Raw genomic sequence first — 24,771 nt, forward strand, 5'->3', positions numbered from 1 at the left:
CCTTAAATCTCATACAAATCAAGTGGTCGACTATAAAACTCAACCATCAATTTCAATAAATTCGTGCGGCGTTGCCACAACTCCACGTTATATAAATTGCCTTTACCACGCTCTATAGTTTGATCTATGACCGACAATTCATGGTGCCAATTCGCCATAATGGCACTGTGGCTTTCAGACAACTCAACATCTGCATATTGTGCAAGTTGCTGCTCATAAAGATGGCTTTGAATGATGTAGTCAGGCATGGTCACCGCTGATTGCCCGTGATGGTACCACCAAAGGCTGATAGCAACTAAGGTCGCAAACACCGCTATTGCCACCATTTTAGACATTTGTCTGAGCTGGTGAAGCCGCCAGATATCCTCGGCTAACGCCGGTGCGGAACAATGCTCTAGCGAGCTATCGGCACTTGCGATTCGCCACTTCAACTGTTCGTCAAAGCCACTCATTTTATAACCCTAGTCAACCAAGTGCGACATTGTCTAATCGCGGCGCGGTAAAACGAAGCGTAAGCGGGCATGTTCGCGTCGGCCGTTAAGACAATTTTCTTAATAACGGCTTTCTGTTTGATGTTTTGTGCTGCATGTAAATAAACCATGGCGCGTTGTGAAGGTGTGATTTGTGACAGTGCTTCCGAGCTTAGTACCGGGTTGGTTAAAGAGTCTGTTAAAGAGTTAGTTGGCTTGGCTACGCTCGTACTTTGCTGCACAGTGTTTGGATTTAACGCGCCTGTTGCTTTGCGCTTCACTTGCTTTTCTAACTTTGCTTGTTGGGCGTATTCCGCGAGTTTAAAATATGCTCGACAGGCAGTCAGCGTGATCTCTTCCAGCCAAGGACCAAGATCTTGCCTCAGCTTTATCGAGCAAAGCTGCTTGAGTAGATGAGAAAAAACTAAATGCAGCAGCTCGGTGGCAATTTCTTCATCGCACACCAGATGAAAACAAAGCGAATAAACGTCATCAGCGTATATTTTATAAGCCGCAACAAAACCACTTTGCTTCCCGTGAGCCAGCAACTCAAAGTCATGTTGCGTTAGTGTTTGTGCAAACCTTGCTTGTTCCATTACTCAGTATCATTTGCTAAATATTACCCTTGTCAAAACTGTGCCATCAAATATCACATCTAGCGCGTGTTAAGACCTGCTTACTTTGTACACTAATGTCGATGACAAAGCAAAAAGGGAGGCTCCAAGATCCTCCCTTTTATCAGTAAGTTGTCTATTGCCTAAAAGGCATTAATTCGCCTCTACAGGCTTATTACTGACGTCATCAAGATTATCTGACTGTGCAATATTTGCTTGCTTGTTACGCTTAAACAAGCCGCGAATATCTTCAATCACCAAATAAAGTGCAGGTATCATCACTAAGGTGACGACCGTCGCAAACAGCACTCCAAACGCTAATGACACTGCCATTGGAATCACCATTTGCGCCTGCATACTGGTTTCTAACATGATAGGTACAAGGCCAATAAAGGTCGTAAACGACGTCAGGACAATCGCGCGGAAGCGACGACAGCCAGAATGAATCACCGCATCTTTGAGGGTCATCCCCTCGCGACGAGAATTATTCACATAGTCAACCATCACCAGTGAATCATTAATGACCACACCAGCTGCGGCAATGATGCCAAACATCGACAAGACATTTAGATCGATTCCTAAAATCATATGGCCGACCATAGCACCAACAATACCAAATGGAATAACCGTCATGATCATCAATGGCTGCGAGTAGCTTTTTAACGGCACCGCTAACAAGGTGAAGATCACCAGAAGCGATAACACAAAGTCGCGCAGCTGTTTATTGGCACTTTCCATCTCTTCCTGAATGCGGCCAGAAACTTGGCTTTGCACTTGTGGGTATTTACGCAGCAATTCAGGGATATAGTTATCGCGAATATCTTTAGCCACTTCAAAAGGCTCAACCTGCGCGGCATCGACACTCGCCCAAACATTAATGGTGCGATTACCATTTTCACGGCGAATGCGCGTAACGCCATCAACCACGCTGATGGTTGCTAGCTCAGACAGCGGTAGCTCAGCACCGTTAGGCGCTTGAATCATCACATCTTCAACATGACCAACTGAGCTGCGCTGGGCTAATGGGTAGCGCACCATCACTTTAATCTCTTCACTGTCGCGTAAAATGCGCTGCGCTTCTAAGCCATAGAAGCTATAACCCACTTGTGAAGCGATATCTGACAAGGTGAGTCCTAAGCTATACGCAAGCGGCTTTAAGGTAAACTGTACTTCTTTCGCGCTGGTTTGACGGCTGTCGTTAACATCACCAACCCCTTTTAAAGCGTTTAACTTAGCTTTTAAATCCTTCGCCGCAGCAAGTAACTGATCGTCGTCCTGGCTTTCTAGCCTAAAGCTAATATCACCATCCTCACGGCCACCGCCAAATAGGTTGTCGTCTATTGAAAATTGCTTAACCCCAGGCAAGTTAGGAATAGCTTCACGCCAGCGGTCAGCTAGCTCAAACGTGTTCATGGCACGCGCTTGTGGCTCCACTAGCTTCACCATAATTTGCGCGCGTGTACGGCTGCGTAAATCAACCTGCATATTCGCGATCATTGGCTTGCCAAATTCTGCTTCAATATCTTGGTCAACTTTTTTCAAGATGTTTTCAACTGTCAAAACCGTACTCAATGTCGCTTTTTCCGCGGCATCGGTATTCATTTCGATACTAATACGCGGGAAGTCGTGTGGTACTTTAGGTTGACCAATAAAGCGCACGACACCACCGCTGTATAAACCGGCACTGACCAATAAAATACTGATAAAGAACATGATCACGCCATAGCGATAGTTCATTAGCGTAGTGATCGCAGGGCGATAGAAGTGCTCAATCGTGTGTTTCATACCGCGATCTACCGCGCCGCGCAAACGGTGCAAAGGGTTGCGGGGATTGGCAGGTTTAACCTTCATGCTGATCAAATGCGCTGGCAAAATCAATTTAGACTCCACGAGCGAGAACAATAAACAGAAGATCACGACATAACCAATAGATTGGCTCCACGCCGAGCCTGGGCCGTCACCTAAAACTAAAGGGACAAACGCGGCAATGGTGGTGAGAACACCAAAGGTAGCTGGCATCGCAACGCGTTTTACGCCGCGAATCACACTTTCTGGCGAGTGACCTTTATCCTCAATTTCTGCGTGCGCACTTTCCCCCATGACAATAGCATCATCAACGACAATACCCAGTACCAAAATAAAGGCAAACAAGCTGGTAATATTAATGGTGACATTGATGAATTCTAGTGGCATGACCAATAGTGTTCCTAAGAAACACACAGGTAAACCCATCATCACCCAGAACGCCAAACGAATGCGCAAAAACAAGGCAAGCATTAGAAATACCAGCACAGCACCGCTTTTCATGTTATCTAGCATCATGTCTAAGCGGCCTTCAAGGTAGTAAGTAAAGTCTACCCAAGTTTCTAACTTTACGCCCTCTGGCAGTTCTTTTTGCTTGCGCTCAACAAAGTCGCTCATCACTTTGGCGACATTAGTAATGCTTTGCTCGCCAGCGGCACCGACAAAAAATGTGACCGAGTTTTTGCCATTGAATTTAGAGTACTGAAGGCCTTCTTGGAAGCCATCGTTAATCGTGGCGATATCTCCAAGCAATATTTTGGTGCCGTCACCTAAGGTAATCACAGGAATTTGCTCGAATTGGTGACCGCGATACGCTTGGTTCTCGACGCGTAGATTGATGTAACCATTTTCCGCGCGAATTTGACCCGCCGACATATTACGCGAGTGATTGCGCACAGCTTGCGCGACATCGCTAAAACTTAACCCGTATTCACGTAAGCGATCTTTGCTCACTTCAATTGAAATTTCATAGCCAAGGCCGCTATAGAACTCTGAAATATTGATCAGTGGTTGCTGCTGAATTTCATCGTGAATTTTTTTCCCTAAGGCTTTTAGTTCTTTATTGGTTAAATCACCGTATAGGCTGATGTACATCACTTCTTGGCGATATTTGATGCGTTCAACAACCGGGCGCTCCATACCGTCAGGAAACGATGAAATAGAATCGATTTGCGATTTAACTTCATCAAGCACTACTTGCGGGTCGTAATCTTCATCAACGCGGAAATAACCACTGGAGCCATTGCGATTTGAATAAGTGATCACGCGGTCTAAACCTTGAATGGTTTCAAGGGCTTCTTCGATTTTAATGGTAATGCCTTCCTCGACTTCCTGTGGCGCAGCACCGGGGTATGAGGCATTGAATTCAATCCAATTAATTTTGAATTGTGGGAACATTTGCTTACTGATAGTGCCTGCGGTTAGCAAGCCACCGATCAAGATAAACGCCATTAATAGGTTGGCTGCAACCGAGTTGCGAGCAAACCAAGCAATTAAGCCTTTATGCGTATCGGCTATTTGAGCTGGGGTATAGTCACTCATGAGCCTACTCCACTGCTGCTGTGACACTAGCAACTTGCGTTTCGCCGCTATTTTCAGAGCTTTCTTCGCTGTCTTGTTTATCGCTTTCTAAGGCCAACGCCATGCCATCGACAGGGTAGTCAAGGGCCGACACGATAAGGCGATCACCTTGGTTCAATCCGCCGCCGATCACAAGGCTAGCTCCATCTTGGCGAATAATATCAACGCTGACATAACGTAGCTTAGAATCGCTATCTAAAATGGCGATGCGCTCGTTCTCTACCAAATAGCGCGGTACTGTGGTCGCACTAGCCAGTATTAAACCGTAAATATCGGCATTAACGTAGGCACCAAAGCGCAGGGGTTTATGGCTGCTGTCGGTTAATGCATAGGGATCTTTGATTTCAGCAACTAAGTAACTCATACGACTGGTGTTGTCGACAACGCCCTCACCACGTGCAATTTGCGCTTGCCACTGCGTCTCTTGACCTGCAAACGTGCCTTTTAAGGTCACTGAGGCCGCTTTGCCCTCTTCAATTAAGAATTGTAATTGGTTATCTGCCACAGGTAAGCGTACCTCTGCAATCGCCGTACCTAACAATTTTCCAACCGCGCTGCCGGTACCGACATATGAGCCTAAACCAATTGAGCGCATTTCAATCATGGCATCATATGGCGCGCGAATCTCGGTGCGTTCTAAATCACGTTTTGCTCTTAGCACGCGCGCTTCTGCCGCCTTAACGTGCGCTAGCTCTTGCGCAAGCTGAGGTTTACGCAAACTCAACTCGGTTGGCAAGGCATCGGTAATTTTACGCCATTCGCTTTCTGCCACTTTACCTTGTGCACGCTCTGTTTCTAACGAAGCTTGCGATGATGCGAGGTTTGCTTCGGCATCAATCAGTGCTGCCTCATAGTCGCTAGGGTCGATTCGCGCTAACAATTGGCCTTTTTCGACAAATCCACCCCTGACAAATGCCGAGGACAGTTCAACGATTTGCCCATTTACTTGAGCCACCAATTCTGTTTCGTACTTAGGTACAACAACGCCATGCGAACCGACTTTCAGGTGCATTGGGCCAACGGAAACAGGTTCAACCGCGACAATCGGTGTGTTATCAACTTCAGGTTTTTCTTCAGGAGGTTTTTTCATGCTCGACAATGCCATAAAGATTAAAATGCCACTGACTAAGATGATGATGGGTATAATTATTTGTTTTTTCCTTGTCACTGCTTTGCCCTCAATTTGCATGCAACTTCTTATGACCAAATGTGAATTTTATCTAACTTTTTGTCATAAGCGCGGTTAAAGTTGTAAACGGTTATTACAAATTACGCGCCAAGCCTTATGTTTGTGGACCCCCACTTACAAAAAATTTTTTTATGCTTTATTTACAAGTAGATAAATTGAAGACGGCATTAATTTACCACCTGAATTTTGCCGCTAAACAAGCCAGTTAAACAGCAATTGTTTAGTTATTTTCATCAATAATTGATTAAATATGAATTTAATTAGTGGTAATCACTAATACTAAAAATTCCCTTTGCAATACGTACCTTTACTTAATACTCAGACACAAAAGTGGCCTTGTGTTAGCTATGATTGGCGCTAAGATTGAGCAAAGCGCACAATCCGGTAAAGTGAATCTTGTTAAACAACATCCTGCAAAGCCGTACCCAACAGAGTAGCCCATATCATGCTGAATAAAATTCAACAATTCTTTAATGACGTTTTTCAAGAACAAGTCGTGGAGGAAGATAAACTCAACCTTGATATTGCCTGTGCGGTATTGCTCGTTGAAGTGATGAAAGCTGATGGGCTAATGGACGAGAGCGAACAACAGCATATTCAACACATACTCGCCACGTATTTCCCGCTAACAACTAATGAGGTTAGCGAACTCGTTACACAGGCCATCGAGCTAAGTGAGAATGCAACAGACTTTCACCGCTTTACTTCGGTGTTAAACCAACATTACTCACCTCAGCAAAAAGTCGTGATGGTTGAAACCTTGTGGCAACTAGCGCTTGCTGATGGCGAACTGGTGGCAATCGAACAGCATGTGATTCGAAAAATTGCGGATCTACTCCATTTGCGCCACAGTGAATATACGCAGGCTAAACTCCAAGCTCAGGTTAAATTGAGCGGTTCAATTAAGTAAAGTAAATACGAGGACGAAGGTAAGTGAGCGCTGCACAGAAACTAGCGTTAAGGGCTGAGCTTCTATACTTCACCACTTCATTATGCTTTGCCGACATTGCCCACTTGCACTGATTTTGTTTTAAATTTTTTATAAATTTGTGACATATTCCACGACTTTCTCAAGTTAGACTGAAATTAACATTTATCTACTCAGTGGTCGTAGCGTGGCGAAACACAGGATTTCATGTTATCTCGGGTTGGCACTAGCGATAGCCTCTCATCATAGTCTAGCAATAGATTGGGACATCATTTCATTAAGAACCACGCTTTCTCGTCCCGATACTAGCCAAAGCCTGATTTACCGTTCAAGCAATGGCGTTGAACAAAAAGCCCTTTTTCATCTCTCGCCAACGAATAACGAACGCATTGGTTTTTTTCTCGACATTAACGATATTGAAATTGGTTATGCCGTTGACGCCAGAAAAGACGATATCGAAACCGATACGCAAAATATTCTGATTTCCTATAGAAAGCTCAAGAACACTCGAATAGTACTGAATTACCAAACACTTGAAGGTTTGCAAACGAGAGTCGAGAACCTCATAGGACCAGGCCAACAAAGTGACTTTTTTGCGCAAACCAAATCAACCAAAATAGAGCTGTTCGGTCAACACAGCCTTTACACCTTTGGTGGTAAAACCTCAGCATTTGAACACTTCTTCCTCAACCGCCCTAAACTGAGTTCGTCTTTTGACTGGTCGTTGAGCATTAATGGTGGTTGGTCAATTAAACGATTATCACTTGAATCAAACAATTCCCTCATCTTTGATACTGACTTTGTCGATGTCGATGACCGCCCAAAAACCGAGCTCGATTCCATTTCTTACAGCGGTGATATAGGCCCATTTTTATCCTTACAAGCGCCTCACAATATTCATTTTTTTGCCGAATACAAATTTGGCAAAGGCACCATTGAAAACCTCAGTGATGTAGACAATTTGAAAGAATCAGGCGACGAAAAAGCGCGTGCTTATGGCGCAGGTCTTTCATGGACATCACAAAACCAAAAGTTTTTAGTATTACTGCGTGCGTGGAAACAAGAAGGCCGTCATATTCAAACATCGTTTGGTGACCTGTCCGTCGTTTATTTTTTCTAGCACGATGCGCCATCCCACTTGAGTTGGTGACAGTCGCGCTTTACAACCCGCTACGAAACTATTGGTTTTATCCACAACTCGCAATTGGCATGGCGCTTAGGTAAAATAGCGCGTTTTTCATTTTTGAGGCTAAAACTGTGGCTGACATCGGCAAATTCAATCAACTCAAGGTTATTGCGCATACCGCCAACGGCGTTTATTTAGATGGTGGTGACTTAGGCGAGATCTTGCTACCTAATCGCTATGTGCCAGAAACCTGTGAGTTAGACGATGTACTCGATGTCTTTGTTTACACCGATTCGTTAGATCGACTTGTTGCGACCACAGATAAACCTTATGTCGAAGCCGGTGGCTTTGCCTCACTCAACGTCAAGCAAGTGAACAAGCTTGGCGCTTTTCTTGACTGGGGATTACCAAAAGACTTATTGGTACCTCAGAATCTAATGCACAAAAAAATGGAACTAGGTAAACGTTACTTAGTGCACGTATTTGTCGATACACGTACCGAGCGCTTGGTGGCTTCTTCTAAGTTGGATAAGTACTTAGATATTTGGCCAGCTGACTACCAAGAAGGCCAAGCGGTGGAGCTTGTTATCGCTGGCCGCACTGATTTAGGCACCAAAGCCATTATCAATAATCAGCATTGGGGATTAATTTTCACCAGTGAAATTCATCAAAAACTGCACACTGGGCAAACCGTTCAAGGCTACATCAAACGCGTGCGTGAAGATGGCCGCATTGATTTGACTCTTGCCCGTGCAGGTAAAGGAAAAGTCATTGATTTCACGGATAAGTTAATGGCTTACCTAAAAGAGAATAACGGTTATTGTGCCTTGCATGATAAGTCATCACCCGCTGAAATTAGCCGCGAATTTGGTGTCAGTAAAAAAGCCTTTAAAGCGACCGTGGGTCACTTACTCAAGCAAAACAAAATTACCATTGGCGATGATGGAATTCGCTTGAAGTAAAGCCTACTTTAAGTGACAAAGCACTTCAACAGCAGGGTAGCCCAAACAACATAAAGCAGCTAATTTAGCTGCTTTATTTTTCTGTTGGCTTTTGCCTTTGTTAGGCTTCTGCTAGCCCGGATAAGAAGTTAAGGCTGGGTGCAAAAAAAGCAACGCCAGTTTGTGCTTCTGTATACTTCAACATATGGTCGAAATGGCCGTGTTCATCCCCTTGGATCATACTTTTCAGCATGAGTGTAAAAGGCTCAGGTGAATGGCAGTATGAGGTAAAAAACAAGCCTTGTACTTTCATATCGCCATACGGCATGCTCTGGCGTAGAATTTCAATACTCTTACCGTCAGCGTCTTTTAAGTTGGTGCGCTTAGTATGAGCTGTTAACGGTTTGTCCGCAGAGGCGTACTCAACATTGTCGAGCTTAGTGCGACCAAAGACATCTTCTTGGGCTTTTTCTTTGAGCATATTCCACAGCTTCATATTGTGGCGATAACGCTGAATATGGAGATAACTACCACCAGCGAAGGCGGCATCTTGTGCTTCTTTTACCAAAGCGACTTCGCGGCGATGCAACCCTTGTGGGTTTTCTGTACCGTCAACAAAGCCAGTAAGATCGCGGCCGTCCAAGTAGCGAAAAGCGCGGGTTTGCTCAATCAACTCGACTTTATCTTCCAGAAGTTCAACCACTTTTGAGCTAACAATATGGTTAACATCAGCTCGGTCGCTGCGAATTTCAATATAAATATCACCTGACGTGGCTGGCGCAATACGATCATCCGCTTGCAATGTCGGAAACGGTGCAAGTTGATTAGGGCGCCCTTCTGGGACAAGTTCATCCCAATAATTGGCACCGATGGCGACAACGCCATTTAAGTTTGCCTCTGAGAATTGATCTGCATAGTGATCAAGCATGGCGGGAATTCGTGATAATGCCTGGCGAATAAAGGCATTACTGTCATCCATCGCATTAAATATTAGATAAGTACCGTGTAAGTTGGGCTCGGCACAAATACCAAATTGCTCTCTTGCCATAATCAGCTTTCTACTTCCGTTCAATCTATTGCATTAATTCTACACAAAAATGAGTGAAATAAATTATTTAGTATTGATTCACCGCTTACATCATAAAAAAAGCAACCCTAAGGCTGCTTCTTGATGCTAGGTTAATTAAACCTTGATTAGTTGCGAGTAAACTCAGGATAAGCTTCTAAGCCACAGTCAGCCTTATCAACACCCTCGTACTCTTCTTCTTCGCTAACACGAATCCCCATGGTTACTTTCAATGCGAACCATACGATGAAGCTAGTTACGAATACCCAACCAAAGATAGTAGCGGCACCGATTAACTGACCAGAGAAAGTAGCACCTGTGTTCGTTAATGGCACGATCAGTAGACCAAATAAGCCGACGACACCGTGAACTGAGATAGCACCTACGGGATCATCAATGCGTAGCTTGTCTAAACCGATGATTGATAATACGACGATGATACCGCCAGCTGCACCGAATAAAGTTGCAAGTAGCGGAGTTGGCGTAGAAGGCTCTGCAGTAATTGCGACTAGGCCCGCTAACGCACCGTTTAATGCCATGGTCAAATCTGCTTTCTTGAATAAGATTTTCGCTAGGATTAACGCTGCTACGGCACCACCAGCGGCAGCTGCGTTAGTGTTAAGGAACACCATAGCAACTGAATGTGCGTTACCGATATCACCTAATTTAAGCACTGAACCGCCGTTAAAGCCGAACCAACCCATCCATAAGATGAAAGTGCCTAGTGTTGCCAATGGTAAGTTAGCACCTGGAATCGCGTTAACTTTACCGTCAGCCGTGTATTTACCTTTACGTGCACCCAGTAGTAATACACCTGCTAGTGCTGCTGCCGCACCCGCCATGTGAACAATACCTGAGCCTGCGAAGTCAGAGAAACCTAAGTCGCCCAGTGTGTACAAACCAAATACCGCATTGCCACCCCAAGTCCAGCTACCTTCCATTGGGTAGATGAAACCAGTAAGTACAACAGCAAATGCGAGGAAAGCCCAAAGCTTCATACGCTCTGCAACCGCGCCTGAAACAATTGACATTGCTGTCGCCACGAATACCACTTGGAAGAAGAAGTCAGATGCCGTTGAGTAGATAGCACCACCAGTGAAACCATCATCACGTGCTGCAAAATCTTTTAATACCGCATCGGCATCAATAGCTTCGATACCTGATAAAAATGCACCTGCAGAGCCGTACATAATGTTGTAACCAATCACTAAGTACATGATGCAAGAGATAGAATATAAGGCGACGTTCTTGGTTAGAATTTCAGTCGTGTTTTTTGAGCGAACCAAACCCGCTTCTAACATCGAGAAACCAGCCGCCATCCACATAACCAATGCACCACACACTAGGAAATAGAATGTGTCCATCGCATATTGAAGGTGAAAAATGTTTTGTTCCATGATGATCCCCTACAGTGCTGCTACGTCGTTTTCGCCTGTACGGATACGCACGGCTTGCTCTAAGTTGTAAACGAAGATTTTACCGTCACCAATTTTGCCGGTATAAGCAGCTTTGGTAATGGCTTCAACTAAACGCTCAACCACGTCGTCGTTTACGGCAATTTCTAATTTAACTTTTGGTAAGAAATCCACTTGATATTCGGCACCACGATATAGCTCTGTGTGTCCTTTTTGGCGACCAAACCCTTTGACTTCACTGACAGTCAAACCCTCAACACCGATCTCCGAGATAGCTTCTCGAACATCATCGAGCTTGAACGGCTTAATGATTGCGTTAACTAACTTCATTATTGTTATTCCCCTATCGTTTTTTGTAAAAATGTAACAAGCCTTGTGCCAAACAATTTATTTTCATTAAAAACAACAATTTAAATATTTTAAAGTGATAACTCGAATTCTCCTTGCACTTCTATGGTGCACCTCAGACAAAGCAATGACCTGAAAGCGTGCACAAAGATTGAGCAGCACTACTTTGGTACATTTTCGAACGTAAACGAGATTGGTATTCATCATGGGGTTTGATAAATTGAGAGCAGTATAGGAAAAGCAGCCAAGAACAGATTGACGCACTGATACTTATGAAAGCACATCTAAAAAAAATGACGCATCATGATAATTTCATGTACTTAACTGTGGCACTTACCTTACTGCTGCTTAGCACCGCCATTGCCCAGCAATTTTTTGATGCTTCTATTCAAAGATTCGTACAATCCACCACGGTGATCACATTATTACTGGCAGTTTGGGGGGTAAAAAGCGAGCATGTACTCTTCACTAAAGCTGCTATTTTCCCAAGCGCTATTATTTTGACCTCTATGATAGGCAATTACACTAATGCGTTTGGTATTGAGTTTACGCACTTGATATTAATGCTTTTCTTCTTTGTGTTTACTGCGTTTCAAACACTCAAGCAGGTGATTTTTTCCGGTAAGATAGATGGCAACAAAATTCTAGGATCAATATGCTTGTATTTATTACTGGGGTTGATTTGGGCGTTACTTTACACCTTAGCCCAACTTTATTTCGGCAATGCATTTAGCGGCCTAGGGGAAAATGAAGCTTGGTATATTTTATTTCCTGACTTTATCTACTTCTCGTTTGTCACACTGACCACTTTAGGCTTTGGCGATATTAGCCCCACCCTACCATTAACTCGTTTCTTAGTGTACTTTCAGGCGATTTCAGGGCAGTTTTACTTAGCGATTATTATCGCGAGTTTAGTTGGCGCGAGAATGTCTACGATGACGCAAGAAGACGATCGAAGCAATCATTAACGCGTCAAGATGGATTATATAGCCGCTTGTCGCTAGTAAATCATCAATGCGCTAGGTTTAAGCACTGAAAGCACCGCCAAACGCTCTTGATCGCAGTAGCTCAAGGCTGCGCCCACGAGTTCTTGATTCACCAATAGTGCGTCTAGCTGCTCTTGATTAATAAACTTATCAAGTGAGTCTTTAGGAAAATAGTTGCTATGCCACATTAGACGCTTGGCCACATACAATAACTTCGTTTCATCACTGGCATGGCTAAGATCGTCACTGTCTTGCGCGCGAACAGGCTCGATAAGCGAATAAGGCAACTGCCAAATTTTCAGCAGCTCAGCAGTGCACTCGCCAAAAGTAAAACCCAAGGTTTGCTGCTGCAGCTGCCACGGCATAGCATCGCTGCCATCGGGTTGGCAAGCTTCAACTTGCTCAGGCATAGACTGCTTCACGACTAACTCGCCAAGATTGTGAAGTAAGCCGAGGATAAACAAGCGCTCTGCGTTGGGCACGCGGAGCGACTCACCCAAATATTTGATAAGCAATGCACAATCAACTGAGCATTCCCAGTAGCTTTCTAAATATTTAGCATCTGCATCAATCTTTTTGAACGCGTCAGTGGTGAAATAAGCAATGACCAAGTTATAGACTTCAGTAATACCAAGCACGAGTACAGCTTTAGAGATGGTGTCTATCTTACCTGGATAGTTAAAAAAGGAACTGTTAGCAAGCTTGAGCACCGTTGCCGAAAGCGCAGGGTCAATAAGAATAACCTCTGCAATATCATCAATGGTTGAGGTTTCGTCATCGATTAGTTCTTTAATGCGCAGAAAAGAATCTGACAAAACAAAAATTTCATTGGCTTTTTCAGCGTATTCAACAGCTTTCATGTAGTGCATTCCCAAACTTTGTCATCGTTATAGATACCTAGCTAGGCGAGCGAAAAATCCTCTGTGCTTCACTTAAATACCAACATTAGCTATTTAATTGAATCCTAGGATATTTTCTTGCAAGTATAGTCTTATTAAACAAAAAATAAACGATTATTCCGTAATTATTTGTCCCCTTGCCTCTCCAGCTCAGTGTGCTTGTAGAGTCGCTAGCAATTGTCCTAAGTTATACTAATTGGGCTAGTTGAGCTAATTGTCCTAGCTGAACTGAGCGCTAATATGATACGAGCCAAATTTTCGAATGTTAATCACCCCAGAATCGAAAATTAAGTACTGGCCTTTAATCCCCAGTAAGGTACCGGAAACGATTGGCTGTTTGTCGAAATTAAACGAACTAATTTTAGTGAGAAATTGCTCTACGGGATAATGCAGTTCCACCACGGCTTCGTCCAATTGCTCAACGGCATCAGCACCAAATTTAATGCGGATAGCGTCCAAACGCTCACTAATGTGTGGCATAAGTTCAGCAGCTTTCTGTTTTAAATCCATCGCGTCAGCATTGCCTTTGAGCATTGCTCGCCAATTGGTTTTATCCGCAATAAACTCAGCAAGTGCAGTTTCCACTAACCCTGACTGTAAGCGTGTACTGACTTTAAAAATTGGCAAGGCTTGCGTTGCACCTTGATCGATCCAGCGCGTTGGTATTTGAGTATGGCGGGTAATACCTACTTTCAAGCCCGACGTGTTCGCCAGATAAACGTAGTGTGGGATCATACAGTGAGTTTCCCCCCACTCTGGCTCACGACAAGTGCCCTGCTCAAAATGGCAAGTTTCCGGCTTCATAATACACATGTCACATTGCGCCAGCTTTTGCATACATGGGTAACAAAAACCCTGCGAATAACTTTTCTTTGTTTTGCGATTACAGTGACAGCAGCGAATTTCTTGATGGTATACCAGTGTTAGCTCTTTACCAATTAGCGGATTCAGCTCAACCAATTGCTCACCAATAGGGAGTTGATAGCTAATTTGACCATCTGCACCTAATTGAGCGGTCATTTTCCGCAGTGCACCAATCTCTGTGGTAGTTGTCATATTGCCCTCTTAAATTATGACCTTTTTTCGTTGTTGTTTAACTTGCTTACGGTTGTTTTTACTTTCCAAGCGTTTTCTAACCGAAGCTTTCGTGGGTTTGGTTGCGCGGCGCACTTTTTGTACTTTGTTGGCTTGCTGGATCATTACCACTAACTTTTCAATCGCCACTTGCTTATTGAATTCTTGGCTGCGCGAACCTTGCGATTTAATCACGATAACACCGTCACTGGTGATCCGGTGATCAGAGACTTTGAGCAAGTTTTCTTTGGTTTTATCCGGCAATTTCGAGCGATGAATATCAAAGCGCAAATGAATCGCCGTTGCCACTTTGTTCACGTGTTGGCCGCCAGCCCCTTGCGCCCGAACAGCACTAAAACTGATATCATCAAGCCGCAGATGACAAAAACGATCAACTGGAATACTATTTTGCAACTTAACTCCATTTGCACCTAAGTGCAGTCATAGTGAGAGGAAACCAACATGTTACAAGCATGGTACGTTTATTTGCTGCGCTGCGCAGACAATAGCTTGTACTGTGGCGTTACCACAGATCTGTCAAGGCGGGTAATTGAGCATAACCAATCGCCAACGCGAGGTGCCAAGTATACACGGGTAAGACGGCCAGTTGAACTTGTCTACAGCGAATCACAAGCCAGCCGTTCGCTTGCTTGTCAGCGAGAATACGCTATCAAGCAACTTTCCAAGCAACAGAAAGAAGCTTTAGTTGTAACCTCCCCTAAATCGACCTAATTTAGCCTACACATGTACGCTCAGCCCTTGATTTTACTGGTCTGCTCAGTAATTCAAGTTTAGCCTTAACGTTGAAGTCTTGATAAAATGCTCGCGAAATCAAGGTAGTAAATGGCTAATTTATGTTCATCAATCAGTTTTACAATCAGTCACCAGCAACAGTTTCTTTCACTCGTCAACAAGCGAGTGATTTTGCCAAGCAAATTGCAGATGACTTCAACCCATTGCACGATATTGACGCTAAACGCTTTTGTGTGCCGGGTGATTTGCTATTCGCGGTAACCCTTGCCAAAGCCGGTTTAGCTAAGCAAATGCGCTTTAATTTTTCTGGCATGGTGACTGACGGTATTGAACTGAGCTTGCCGAGTCAGCTTGCCGCTGAGACAGCAGTAACCGACGCCAACGGCAAACAATATTTAACGATCGAAACTGACGGTGAAATGACCCAAAGCCAAGCGCTGATAGAAGCACTAGTGCGCGCTTACGTGGGCTTTTCTGGCCATACCTTTCCACATATTTTATGCGATTTGATGGCAAAAAATGACGTGATGATCAACCCTGCACGCCCGATGATCATGTACGAAAGCATGAGCATTGAAATGTTAGATCTTAGCGTTAGCGAGGTTCGACTGGAACTTGCCTCGTCGACATTAACCATTGATGGCAAGCGCGGTAATGCCGTTTTAGCATTTAATTTATACAACGGCGAAACGCTCATTGGCACAGGTGAAAAACACATGGTACTGAGCGGTTTACGCCCTTACTGTGCGGATACCATCGACCAAATTAGCCAGAACTATTTAACCATGAAGGCAAATTATCATCAGGCCGCATAGTTCCCCGCATAGTTCCCGCCAAAAAGCAGCCCTGCCCCAAAAGAGCAAAGCAGCTCCGCTAATTGAACTTGTGTTTAAGGCGCAATAAGAGCCTATCTAATTGCTCAGCGCCTCTGCGCGTTATACGCTGACACTTCTTCAACCAATCCTTAGCCCAAGTATACTCTAAGCTCAGCAGTGCCAAGCCTGCTGGTAGAAAGAGTATCGCTGGCCCCGGCACAATCATAAATACAGCGCCGATAAAGACCAAAAAGCCGCCCACCAAAGTGATTAAGGTTTTCTTCATTTTCTGCTCCATTAACCTTCTCCCGCTCTCGTTGAATCAATGCTTAGATACTTACCTTGCTAAGTATCTAAGCAAAAACAACACCACTAAATAAAAGCCATACCTTTCATAACGTTAGGATTTTCAGAAGATGAAGAGTTGGTATTTTTCACCAACTATCGAGGTTTTAATTTGCCTTGTTGGCATTTTCGCCACTTTTTAAAGGCATTAAGTGCTTGCTCTTTCAGTTTATTGCTGCGTTTAACACTGTTGGGCTGGCGTTGTTTGCTTTGAATATTTTCAAGCTTGGTTTTGTATTTGGCACACTTAGCTTGCTTACTGGGTTGCGCCAAAACTGGCGAAGTAGATGCTACTAAAAGTGCTAAAGAGAGGCACAAAGATCCTATTGTTTTGTCGATGGTTTTGTCGATGGTTTTGTTCATAAAGACTATCCTTGTCGTTTCAGAGCAGAGAAGAAAAATAGAATAGTATCACTATAGTAAAAATTGAAAATATTGAGTTTTCTTCTAGGTTAAAGAATAGGACATTCAATCACGCCAAGGAGGCACCATGTTCCAGAGCCTTAATTTTCAACTACCAATTATTTTGGTGATATGCAGCACTTTCAGCTTATTTTGCAATTCATCAAATGCCACTCACAACCCACTTAACCTGCAACTGGCGAGTGACTACCATCAAAGCACTAATATTCGCGATTATTGGGTTAGTGAAAAACTCGATGGTGTACGTGGCTATTGGGATGGCAAACAGCTCTTCACTCGCGGCGGACACAGAGTTAACCTGCCCAGCTTCTTTACCGAGCATTGGCCCAGTGTTGCCATGGACGGTGAGTTGTGGATAAAGCGCCGTGGTTTCGAGCAAATCGCCGCGATTGTCAACAAACAGCAAGCAAAAGATGTTGAATGGCAGCAAGTGAAATTTCTGGTGTTTGACCTACCCAACCATCAAGGGACTTTTTCTGAGCGTATTACGCAAATGCGCCAACTCATTGTCAAAACCAATAATCGTCACTTACAAATGGTTGAGCAGTACCGATTAGCAGATAATGCACAACTTACCGCGTGGCTCGATCAAGCAATTGCCGCTGGTGGCGAAGGATTAATGCTCCACAAAGCCTCAGCGCGCTATCAAGGCGGTCGCACTAGCAATATTATGAAACTTAAACCTTTATTCGATGCCGAAGCAGAGGTGATTGCGCATTTGCCAGGCAAAGGCAAATACACTGGACAATTAGGGGCGATAAAGGTGAAAACCCCTGATGGTTTACAGTTTAAAATTGGCAGTGGTTTTTCCGATCACGAACGTAAAAACCCGCCACCAATTGGCAGTATCATCACTTATCAATACAGTGGTAAAACTGCCAAAGGTGTGCCAAGATTCGCTAGTTTTCTGCGTATTAGACACGCGCCTCAATTGGCACTGAACAATAAACTGAGTGAGTAATACCAATTGAAAGAACTACTGTCTGAGGTAGGCACTAAGATTTAAGATATTAAAGTTTAAGGTATATCAATGGAATTACATTTATGGCTGTCGCTCGTTGCGATTTGCATTATGGGCGCGCTTTCTCCCGGACCCAGTTTGGCACTGGTGGTTAAAAACACCATGGCGGGTGGTGCCCAAGCAGGTTATGCCAGCGCGATTAGTCACGGTATCGGCGTGGCACTATACGCCGCCATTACCACGACGGGCATTGGCATTATCTTAGTAAAGTCGCCAACCTTGTTTAGCATTATTCAATACGGCGGCGCAGCCTTCTTACTGTACTTGGGCATCAATGCTCTGCTCAGTAAAAAGCAACAACTCGATTTATCAGACTCAGATGAAAGCACGCCCCAAGCAAACGTTAACGGCTGGCGAGACGGTTTTTTGATTGCCTTTTTAAACCCTAAACTGGCGATCTTTTTTCTGGCGTTATTCAGTCAATTTGTTGATGAAAACGCCAGCGTCACGCAAAAAGTGATCATGACGGCAACGGTGGGTGGTATTGATGCCCTATGGTATTGCTTAATTACGTTTTTGCTTTCACGTGGCCCAGTGATCAATAAACTCAAAGCAAACAGCCACATTATTGATCGCATCACTGGCAGCTTCTTAGTATTACTTGCCGCTCGCGTTGTGATTAACTAAGCACAGCGCGCTAAAAACTCACGCAATAGCACTCGCCCCATAGCTAAAACACTATGGCGCATAGCGAAACAACATCACTTTTAAGCCCTTGCCTGCATGTGCTTCTTTAAATACAGCCGGTGGGGCTAGCTTGTCGACAAACTCCAGCTCAGGGCACTCTTGGGCAACCGTATTTAACAAGAACGCTTCATCTAAATCCGGACTGTTTAAACACAGCATCACGTCAGCATTTGGACTCGCCAATTGTGGTATACGACGAATAATTTTGCCGTAATCACGCGCAATATTAACGCTGCCTTTTTGGAATGAGGGCGGGTCAACAATGATCATCTGGTAAGGACCAAATTTCTTTAATCGCCCAAAAGACTTAAATATATCAACCGCTTGAAACACAATATGTTCGGTTGACTGATCATTTAAACGGTGGTTATCACGGCCACGCGCAAGCGATGGCTTGCTCATGTCAATATTCACCACTTGTTTGGCACCGCCATGACTTGCCGCTACGGAAAAGGCGCAAGTATAAGAGAAGAGATTGAGCACATTTTTATCTTTGGCATTTGCTTGCACCCAGTCGCGGCCATTTTTCATGTCTAAAAACAATCCGTGATTCTGCGCACGACCAAATTCAATCTGGTATTTCAGCCCTGATTCTAGTGCATGGAGTTGTCGAATATCCTCACCCACTAAGCACTCTATGGGCGCCATTGGCTGCCAACGGTGCTGAACCAATACCGACTGACATGCCCCTACCTTCTCATTTAAGCTGTGCGCAAGTGCTAGCAAGCTGTCATGCTCAACCTCGCGATAAAGAGTCACTAAAACGACAGGCGCAAACCAATCCACACAAATATGCTCAAGCCCTTCATAGGCATGACCACGACCATGAAAAAGTCGCTGCGTATTAGCGTCATCTTGTAGTTGGATATGGTCAATAAGAGTGGAAATAGAAATGCTCATAGGAACTTTTGCCAACGGTTTGAGGTTATCTGAGTAGCAGATAATAAAAAGCCGCATCATACACGGGATGCGGCTTTTTCGCTATCGGTTAGGCTAGCCTAGTCGCTAGCCAAAAATGTTATAGCCAAAGAACTTCACGGCAACAGTATTTAAGAAAATACCCAATAAAATAACGGGGATGAATGTACCTAATGAAAAGTTAATGTACTTTTCTGCAAATGAGCCTTGGTAGTTATTGTTACCGACAGAAAGCTCTTCTGATAGACGATGCTTCTTCCAGCGGTAGCTAACAAATAAACACAACAGCAAACCGTTTAACGGCAAAATAGTGTCGTAGAAGACATCGTAGACAATGTCGAAGAAAGAGCGCGTACCGCCTGCATAGCTAGTAAATTCCGTAAAGAAATTCACCATTCCAAACGACACAGTGGCAAATAAGGTTAAAACGCCCGCTGTCATCATCAAAATAAACAAGGCTTTTTTACGCGAGTGCTGTTTCTCAGTCACTAGGTAAGAAACCGGTACTTCAATAATCGACACCAGTGAAGTGATCGCCGCAAAGAACACCAGCATAAAGAAAAATACCGCAATGCCGCTCGCCGCAACATAGCCAATAGAGCCTTGCAGTGCTAAAAAGATTTTCGGCAAGAAGGTGAAAATCAGTGATACCGAGCTATCACTTAATTCTTGTGGATTAACCTGCGGGTTAAACGAAAACACCGCCGGTAAAATCATTAAGCCCGCGGTAAAAGCCACTGCGGTATCTGTGATCGCTACCAGTTTTGCCGAACCGACAATATCCGCTTTTTTACTGATATAAGAGCCATAGGTAATTAGAATGCCCATGCCTAGCGATAACGAGAAAAATGCTTGAGATAAAGCACCGTTAACCACTGACGGCGTAATTTTACTAAAGTCAGGAATCACAAAAAACGCCACCCCCGCAAAGGCATTGTCGCGAGTAAGCACGAATACAACCATCAATACGAGCATAATAAACAAGCTCGGCATTAAGGTTTTCGCGGCTTTTTCGATTCCGTTTTTCACGCCAGCAACCAGAATAAAATTAATAATGGCTGCAACGATCACCATAGCACCGAAAATGTAAGGGCTTTTGGTAAACTCGTCAAATGCTTGTGGCGTTGCTAAATAGTCTAATCCGCCACCAAGCGTAATGGCGATATAACCGAATATCCATACCGTGATCACCATATAAAATACGGCGATCATAAATGGCGTTAGTACGCCTAACAAACCGGCTAGGTTCCAACCTGAGCCGCCGTTATTAAGCGCCTTGTAAGCGCCTACGGGTTCTTTTTGGGTTTTACGCCCCATGGCCATTTCAGCCACCATGACAGGTAAACACACTAAGAGTACAAATAGTGCATACACCAATAAGAAGGCACCGCCGCCATTTTTCGCGGCATTGACCGGAAAACCAACTAGGTTACCAATACCAACCGCAGAGCCAGCCGCCGCCAGTATGAACCCTAGTTTGGAACTAAATTGTTCTCTATTCGCGCTCATATGTTTCCTTTATTTATAGTTATTGTTATCTAAGTGTCAGCTAATTCTCAAAAAGAACTCAACAAAGGTGTAAGTTTTGCCTTACTTCCTAACCACGACCTAGATAAGCGCTGATAAAATTTTGTTAATCGCCAGATGCTATCAAGGATTACTGTGCTTGTCTGCCCCTACCTCGCACCTGAGCTTATAAATTTAAGTTAGCACTTGCTAACCGTACAAATAATGTTCAGCTTAGGTGTTTCATCAGTCTAGCCACTTGGCTTATCGAAGAACTTGGCGCCCATAATGCTTAAAACATTGTCAGCTTCGTCATGGGCAAACTCAGCCGCAGCAATTAACTCTTCAAACGTAATGCCCAACGACTGACACAAACCTTGGTCGACAATATCGTCGTAAGTAAACAGCTCAGGGTGGCTGTCGACTAACGCCAAACGAGAAGCGAGGTACATGACTTTAACATCCTTGTTAATTTGGATGTCGAGAGCTTGATTAAAGTGACGGATCGGTAGAATAATTTTTTCCGGGATTTGCCACAATTTCAATAACTCTGCCGACACATCCGTGTAGGTAAAATCCAGTGCCTGATATTGTCGCTGCCAAGGTAAATCGTCTTGGCTGTATTGCTCACAATGCTGTGCGATTTCTGGAGAGACTTTGGCGACGATCAGCTCACCAAAGTTTTGTAATAAACCGGCGACAAATAAGCGCTCAATATCGCGAATACCCGCACTTATCGCTAAATTTTTTGCCGCTAAGCCACAATATACACTCGTTCGCCAAAAGCGCTTGAGATCAATCGCCTGATTAGCAAAGTGCTTAAACGCTGAGCTTGCCACATCGACCAACATCATATTGTAAATAGACTGGGTACCAATAACGGTAATCGCACGCGAGATGGTACTGATCTCACCTGAAAAGCTATACACAGCACTATTGGCTATTTTCAACAAACGCGAAGTCATTGACGGATCAACACTGATGATATTGCCAAAATCTGTTGCCGTAGAGTGCTCATCTTCCATCAAGGTTTTCACTTTAAAGCAAGCGTCAGGCAACGCAAATGAGCCATTCGCCTGATTTGCATAATCAATAGCTTGCAAGCGAATGAAATCGTTGGGGAGTTGCTTCGTCATTAGCTAATCGCTTCCTATAGTGAATATTGTGAACCTTTTTTAACATTACGTTAACGTTCGTTGACGATATTTTCAACTACCTGCGCACGCTCCCTGTGCACAGGTTTACTCAAAAAGCCCCGAAAGTTAGAGGCTTGGCAACAATACTTTACTGTCGCCGTGCGTTTTCCTCTCGAGTATTACTGGTCACAGCAACTACTGGGCAAAAGTCTTGCCAAAAAAGTCACCATCATGCCATTTCGGGCGCTCAGCTTGATTGGCAATTTCTAAACCTATCATCATATTGACCTCAGCAAATGATGCCGCCGCGTCGTAGCGAATTGGCAGATCAATTTCATCGCTGTGGTTGTGGTAATGGGTTGATAAGAACTCCATAAACATTTTACCGCCATCGATTTCAGGATCTTTGGATTTAAAGCCCGTCATTAAAAATACCGATGGAATTCCCGCTTTAACAAAGCTGTAGTGATCGCTACGGGTAAACAAGGCTTGCTCTGGCAATGGATCTGGGCTTAATGACACATCTAGTTTGCCAGCTGCTGCTTCAACAATGCCGCCGAGTGTTGAATGTGTTGAACCAAAAGCAATGACATCGGCAAACGGATACAAAATAAGCGGCATATCTAGGTTAACGTTTGCCACCATTTGCATCGCAGGTACGGTTGGGTTAGTGGCAAAGTAGCTAGAGCCTAGTAAGCCCTTTTCTTCACCTGTGACCACGACAAATAAAATCGAGCGCTGCGGTTTAGTCTCCATACTGGCGATCATACGTGCAGTTTCCAGTAAGATAGAGACACCCGAGGCGTTGTCTAGCGCGCCGTTATTGATAGTGTCTTGCTCTTCATTGTCTTGCCCTTCATCGCCATGAGCGCTGTGCGCTTTCACACCGATATGATCTAAGTGCGCACTGAATACCACATATTCGTTTTTCAAGGTGGGATCGCTACCTTCAATCGCGGCAACGATATTTGGGCTGGTTATCTCGCTTTGTGTGCTTTGCTTGCTCAGCGTAACTGATGCGTTAAGTGCAAACCCTTTGATAGCTTGGTTTTCAGTATCGGCAGTAAATACTTGCGCCAAGGACATTTCAGCACCTTCAAATAGTGGCGCAGCGGCGTCGCGGTCGATGTAAGCACCGCCTTTTAGTTCAGGGTAGCGACCGAAAGGCTGGCCATTATTATCTAACCAGCTGTAGCTTGGTGAGTCTGAATATTTGGCTGACACCGTAAATTTACGCACGCCTTCACGTTTAGGCGTGTGAATAGTGACAATACCCACGGCGCCGCGCTCTGCGGCATGACGCGCTTTTTCACGCGATGAACCAATGTGTGCACCTTCTTCTGAAGGCAATGAATCAGGGCGCCCCGTTAACATAACAACAATTTTGCCGTTAACATCTAGGCCAGCATAGTCGTCTAAACCAAACGCTTTATCCACCACACCATAGCCAACAAATACCGTTTCTGCACTAACGGAAGAGTCCACCTCTAATGCCGAGCCAGACGCTAAAAATTGCTCTTTAAACGCCACAGTATGCTGACCCGACGGGGCTGAAATCGTCATGGCGGGGCTATTTTCTACCAGCTGTGCTTTGCGGAAAGTGACTTCTTGCTCAAAGCCGCCATGCTCGCCCATTGGCGTTAAGCCATACTGCTTGAAGTAGGACGTGACGTAGTTGGCGGCAATCTGGTAGCCATTGCTGCCCGTATCGCGGCCTTCCAGGGTGTCATCAGCAAGAAATGCGATATGCGCTTTGATGTTATTTTCGTTAACTTGTGGGTAACTAGCTTGAGCAGCTTCAGGGGCTGTGTTATCAGTTGCTTGGTTACACGCCGACAAGCCAATTGTCGCTAGCCCCGCCACCATAATGGGGGTTGCGAATTTTTTTGAAAGATACTTCATAGTGGAATTGATTGTTATTATCAAAATAGCCAATCACTATAAAGCTCGCTTAAATAAAACGCCAGTGGGCTAGCGACAACCAGCACTGAATGAGCGGTAAGTAACCAAGCTCGCTGCCGAGCAGCTATGTGTCACCTAGTGTAGTGGTTAACTCAGCACAGGCACGCCATGGTCTTTCTTAATATGCTCCATCACCACGTACGTATGGGTTTGTGAAACCGCAGGTAATTCAACAATCACACCAAGTACTTCGCGATACGCCTGCATATTTTCAAAGCGTAGTTTTAGTAAATAATCGAAGCCCCCCGCCACCATATGACATTCTGCCACTTCTTTGATTTTGACCACTTCATCGCGAAAACGATTAAAGACATCGCCTGTGGTGCGATCTAGGGTCACTTGAATAAAAGCCGACATGCCGTATTTGAGTTTGGCTGCATTTAAGGTTGCGCCATAGCGTTCAATATAGCCTTCTGCTTCGAGGCGCTTAACGCGATCAAGACAAGGGCTTGGGCTTAAATTGACGCGCTTGGCCAACTCTACGTTAGAAATTCTGCCATGCTGTTGCAAGGTGCCTAAAATAGTAAGGTCGATTCGATCGAGTTGTCGTGTTTTAGGATCAGACATAGTTGTTTTTGCGGTGTTTGCTGCTTTGCGGCACTAGTATTTGTAACCTTAGTAAGATCAACGCAATAGCAGCAACCCCAGCACCTTTATCGGTTAAATTGATATTTTACAGTATATTATTTGGCATATTAGCAAATTAAGCCAAAAAATACTGAGGTAATTTCCGTAAAATACCGCACCAATAATGTCTAAAATTAC

Annotated in this window: 25 protein-coding genes; 8 read left to right on the top strand and 17 right to left on the bottom strand. The window is 44.3% G+C overall.

What is annotated here, in order from left to right; translation table 11 throughout:
- Window positions 1-2 precede the first annotated feature (2 nt).
- From DXX93_RS18325 to DXX93_RS18340, 4 genes are all read right to left on the bottom strand, one after another.
- Window positions 3-452, bottom strand: coding sequence for a hypothetical protein (locus DXX93_RS18325; RefSeq protein ID WP_116009370.1), 450 nt, complete (start codon window positions 450-452; stop codon window positions 3-5).
- Window positions 449-1,066 (bottom strand): RNA polymerase sigma factor, encoded by a 618-nt coding sequence (locus DXX93_RS18330; protein WP_116009371.1) that lies wholly within the window; start codon window positions 1,064-1,066, stop codon window positions 449-451. Before DXX93_RS18330 ends, DXX93_RS18325 begins: the two co-directional genes overlap by 4 nt.
- Window positions 1,067-1,237: 171 nt before the next feature.
- Window positions 1,238-4,429 (bottom strand): efflux RND transporter permease subunit, encoded by a 3,192-nt coding sequence (locus DXX93_RS18335; protein WP_116009372.1) that lies wholly within the window; start codon window positions 4,427-4,429, stop codon window positions 1,238-1,240.
- Between the two features lie 4 nt (window positions 4,430-4,433).
- The gene (locus DXX93_RS18340) at window positions 4,434-5,636 is read right to left on the bottom strand and encodes an efflux RND transporter periplasmic adaptor subunit (protein WP_116010034.1); all 1,203 of its coding nucleotides are present in this window, start codon (window positions 5,634-5,636) and stop codon (window positions 4,434-4,436) included.
- Between the two features lie 466 nt (window positions 5,637-6,102).
- Between DXX93_RS18340 and DXX93_RS18345 the strand changes: the two genes are divergently transcribed.
- The 3 genes from DXX93_RS18345 (at window position 6,103) to DXX93_RS18355 (ending at window position 8,673) form a co-directional block, all read left to right on the top strand.
- The gene (locus tag DXX93_RS18345) at window positions 6,103-6,567 is read left to right on the top strand and encodes a TerB family tellurite resistance protein (protein ID WP_116009373.1); all 465 of its coding nucleotides are present in this window, start codon (window positions 6,103-6,105) and stop codon (window positions 6,565-6,567) included.
- Between the two features lie 205 nt (window positions 6,568-6,772).
- On the top strand, window positions 6,773-7,705 hold the full coding sequence (locus DXX93_RS18350) for a hypothetical protein (RefSeq protein WP_258872710.1): 933 nt from the start codon (window positions 6,773-6,775) through the stop codon (window positions 7,703-7,705).
- Window positions 7,706-7,842: 137 nt separating this feature from the next.
- Window positions 7,843-8,673 (top strand): CvfB family protein, encoded by an 831-nt coding sequence (locus tag DXX93_RS18355; protein ID WP_116009374.1) that lies wholly within the window; start codon window positions 7,843-7,845, stop codon window positions 8,671-8,673.
- A gap of 100 nt (window positions 8,674-8,773) precedes the next feature.
- Here DXX93_RS18355 and DXX93_RS18360 read toward each other — a convergent pair whose 3' ends face one another.
- The 3 genes from DXX93_RS18360 to glnK form a co-directional block, all read right to left on the bottom strand.
- Window positions 8,774-9,700, bottom strand: a complete 927-nt coding sequence (locus DXX93_RS18360) for a Dyp-type peroxidase (protein ID WP_116009375.1) — start codon at window positions 9,698-9,700, stop codon at window positions 8,774-8,776.
- A 146-nt stretch (window positions 9,701-9,846) separates the two neighbouring features.
- Window positions 9,847-11,115, bottom strand: a complete 1,269-nt coding sequence (locus tag DXX93_RS18365) for an ammonium transporter (protein WP_116009376.1) — start codon at window positions 11,113-11,115, stop codon at window positions 9,847-9,849.
- 9 nt (window positions 11,116-11,124) lie between these two features.
- Complete coding sequence (gene glnK, locus DXX93_RS18370; protein WP_116001763.1) at window positions 11,125-11,463, bottom strand: P-II family nitrogen regulator; 339 nt, start codon at window positions 11,461-11,463, stop codon at window positions 11,125-11,127.
- A 332-nt stretch (window positions 11,464-11,795) separates the two neighbouring features.
- Here glnK and DXX93_RS18375 point away from each other — a divergent pair, with 332 nt between their 5' ends.
- Window positions 11,796-12,449: a potassium channel family protein gene (locus DXX93_RS18375; RefSeq protein ID WP_258872711.1), complete on the top strand. Its 654-nt coding sequence runs from the start codon at window positions 11,796-11,798 to the stop codon at window positions 12,447-12,449.
- Between the two features lie 32 nt (window positions 12,450-12,481).
- Here the strand turns inward: DXX93_RS18375 and DXX93_RS18380 are convergent, their stop codons facing one another.
- The 3 genes from DXX93_RS18380 to arfB form a co-directional block, all read right to left on the bottom strand.
- The gene (locus tag DXX93_RS18380) at window positions 12,482-13,327 is read right to left on the bottom strand and encodes an HDOD domain-containing protein (protein ID WP_116009377.1); all 846 of its coding nucleotides are present in this window, start codon (window positions 13,325-13,327) and stop codon (window positions 12,482-12,484) included.
- 258 nt (window positions 13,328-13,585) lie between these two features.
- Window positions 13,586-14,422: a DUF2797 domain-containing protein gene (locus DXX93_RS18385; RefSeq protein WP_116009378.1), complete on the bottom strand. Its 837-nt coding sequence runs from the start codon at window positions 14,420-14,422 to the stop codon at window positions 13,586-13,588.
- 9 nt (window positions 14,423-14,431) lie between these two features.
- A complete protein-coding gene (arfB, locus tag DXX93_RS18390) occupies window positions 14,432-14,854 on the bottom strand; it encodes an alternative ribosome rescue aminoacyl-tRNA hydrolase ArfB (protein WP_258872712.1) in 423 nt (140 codons plus the stop codon).
- Between the two features lie 48 nt (window positions 14,855-14,902).
- On the opposite strand from arfB, the gene DXX93_RS18395 reads away from it, so the two are divergent.
- Window positions 14,903-15,172 carry a GIY-YIG nuclease family protein gene (locus DXX93_RS18395; RefSeq protein WP_116009379.1) on the top strand — a complete coding sequence of 90 codons (270 nt, stop codon included), beginning with the start codon at window positions 14,903-14,905 and terminating at the stop codon, window positions 15,170-15,172.
- Window positions 15,173-15,294: 122 nt separating this feature from the next.
- Entirely contained in the window at window positions 15,295-16,008 is a 714-nt protein-coding gene (locus DXX93_RS18400; protein WP_116009380.1) for a DUF3581 family protein, read from the top strand.
- A gap of 58 nt (window positions 16,009-16,066) precedes the next feature.
- Here the strand turns inward: DXX93_RS18400 and DXX93_RS18405 are convergent, their stop codons facing one another.
- A complete protein-coding gene (locus tag DXX93_RS18405; protein WP_258872713.1) occupies window positions 16,067-16,306 on the bottom strand; it encodes a PGPGW domain-containing protein in 240 nt (79 codons plus the stop codon).
- 143 nt (window positions 16,307-16,449) lie between these two features.
- Window positions 16,450-16,716: a hypothetical protein gene (locus DXX93_RS18410; RefSeq protein WP_116009381.1), complete on the bottom strand. Its 267-nt coding sequence runs from the start codon at window positions 16,714-16,716 to the stop codon at window positions 16,450-16,452.
- A 127-nt stretch (window positions 16,717-16,843) separates the two neighbouring features.
- Here DXX93_RS18410 and DXX93_RS18415 point away from each other — a divergent pair, with 127 nt between their 5' ends.
- Both DXX93_RS18415 and DXX93_RS18420 read left to right on the top strand, forming a co-directional pair.
- Window positions 16,844-17,737: a DNA ligase gene (locus DXX93_RS18415; RefSeq protein ID WP_116009382.1), complete on the top strand. Its 894-nt coding sequence runs from the start codon at window positions 16,844-16,846 to the stop codon at window positions 17,735-17,737.
- Window positions 17,738-17,806: 69 nt separating this feature from the next.
- The gene (locus tag DXX93_RS18420; protein ID WP_116009383.1) at window positions 17,807-18,424 is read left to right on the top strand and encodes a LysE family translocator; all 618 of its coding nucleotides are present in this window, start codon (window positions 17,807-17,809) and stop codon (window positions 18,422-18,424) included.
- A gap of 51 nt (window positions 18,425-18,475) precedes the next feature.
- On the opposite strand, the gene DXX93_RS18425 is transcribed toward DXX93_RS18420, so the two are convergent.
- The 5 genes from DXX93_RS18425 to DXX93_RS18445 all read right to left on the bottom strand — a co-directional run bounded on the left by DXX93_RS18425 (window position 18,476) and on the right by DXX93_RS18445 (window position 24,573).
- A complete protein-coding gene (locus DXX93_RS18425) occupies window positions 18,476-19,384 on the bottom strand; it encodes a class I SAM-dependent methyltransferase (protein WP_116010039.1) in 909 nt (302 codons plus the stop codon).
- A gap of 105 nt (window positions 19,385-19,489) precedes the next feature.
- Window positions 19,490-20,911: a sodium-dependent transporter gene (locus DXX93_RS18430; protein WP_116009384.1), complete on the bottom strand. Its 1,422-nt coding sequence runs from the start codon at window positions 20,909-20,911 to the stop codon at window positions 19,490-19,492.
- Window positions 20,912-21,159: 248 nt separating this feature from the next.
- Window positions 21,160-22,044: an HDOD domain-containing protein gene (locus DXX93_RS18435; RefSeq protein WP_258872714.1), complete on the bottom strand. Its 885-nt coding sequence runs from the start codon at window positions 22,042-22,044 to the stop codon at window positions 21,160-21,162.
- A gap of 195 nt (window positions 22,045-22,239) precedes the next feature.
- The gene (locus DXX93_RS18440) at window positions 22,240-23,946 is read right to left on the bottom strand and encodes a M28 family metallopeptidase (RefSeq protein WP_116009385.1); all 1,707 of its coding nucleotides are present in this window, start codon (window positions 23,944-23,946) and stop codon (window positions 22,240-22,242) included.
- A 147-nt stretch (window positions 23,947-24,093) separates the two neighbouring features.
- Window positions 24,094-24,573, bottom strand: coding sequence for a winged helix-turn-helix transcriptional regulator (locus DXX93_RS18445; protein WP_116009386.1), 480 nt, complete (start codon window positions 24,571-24,573; stop codon window positions 24,094-24,096).
- Window positions 24,574-24,771 lie beyond the last annotated feature (198 nt).

It is taken from the genome of Thalassotalea euphylliae (assembly GCF_003390335.1).
GTDB classification, from domain to species: Bacteria; Pseudomonadota; Gammaproteobacteria; order Enterobacterales; family Alteromonadaceae; genus Thalassotalea_F; species Thalassotalea_F euphylliae_B.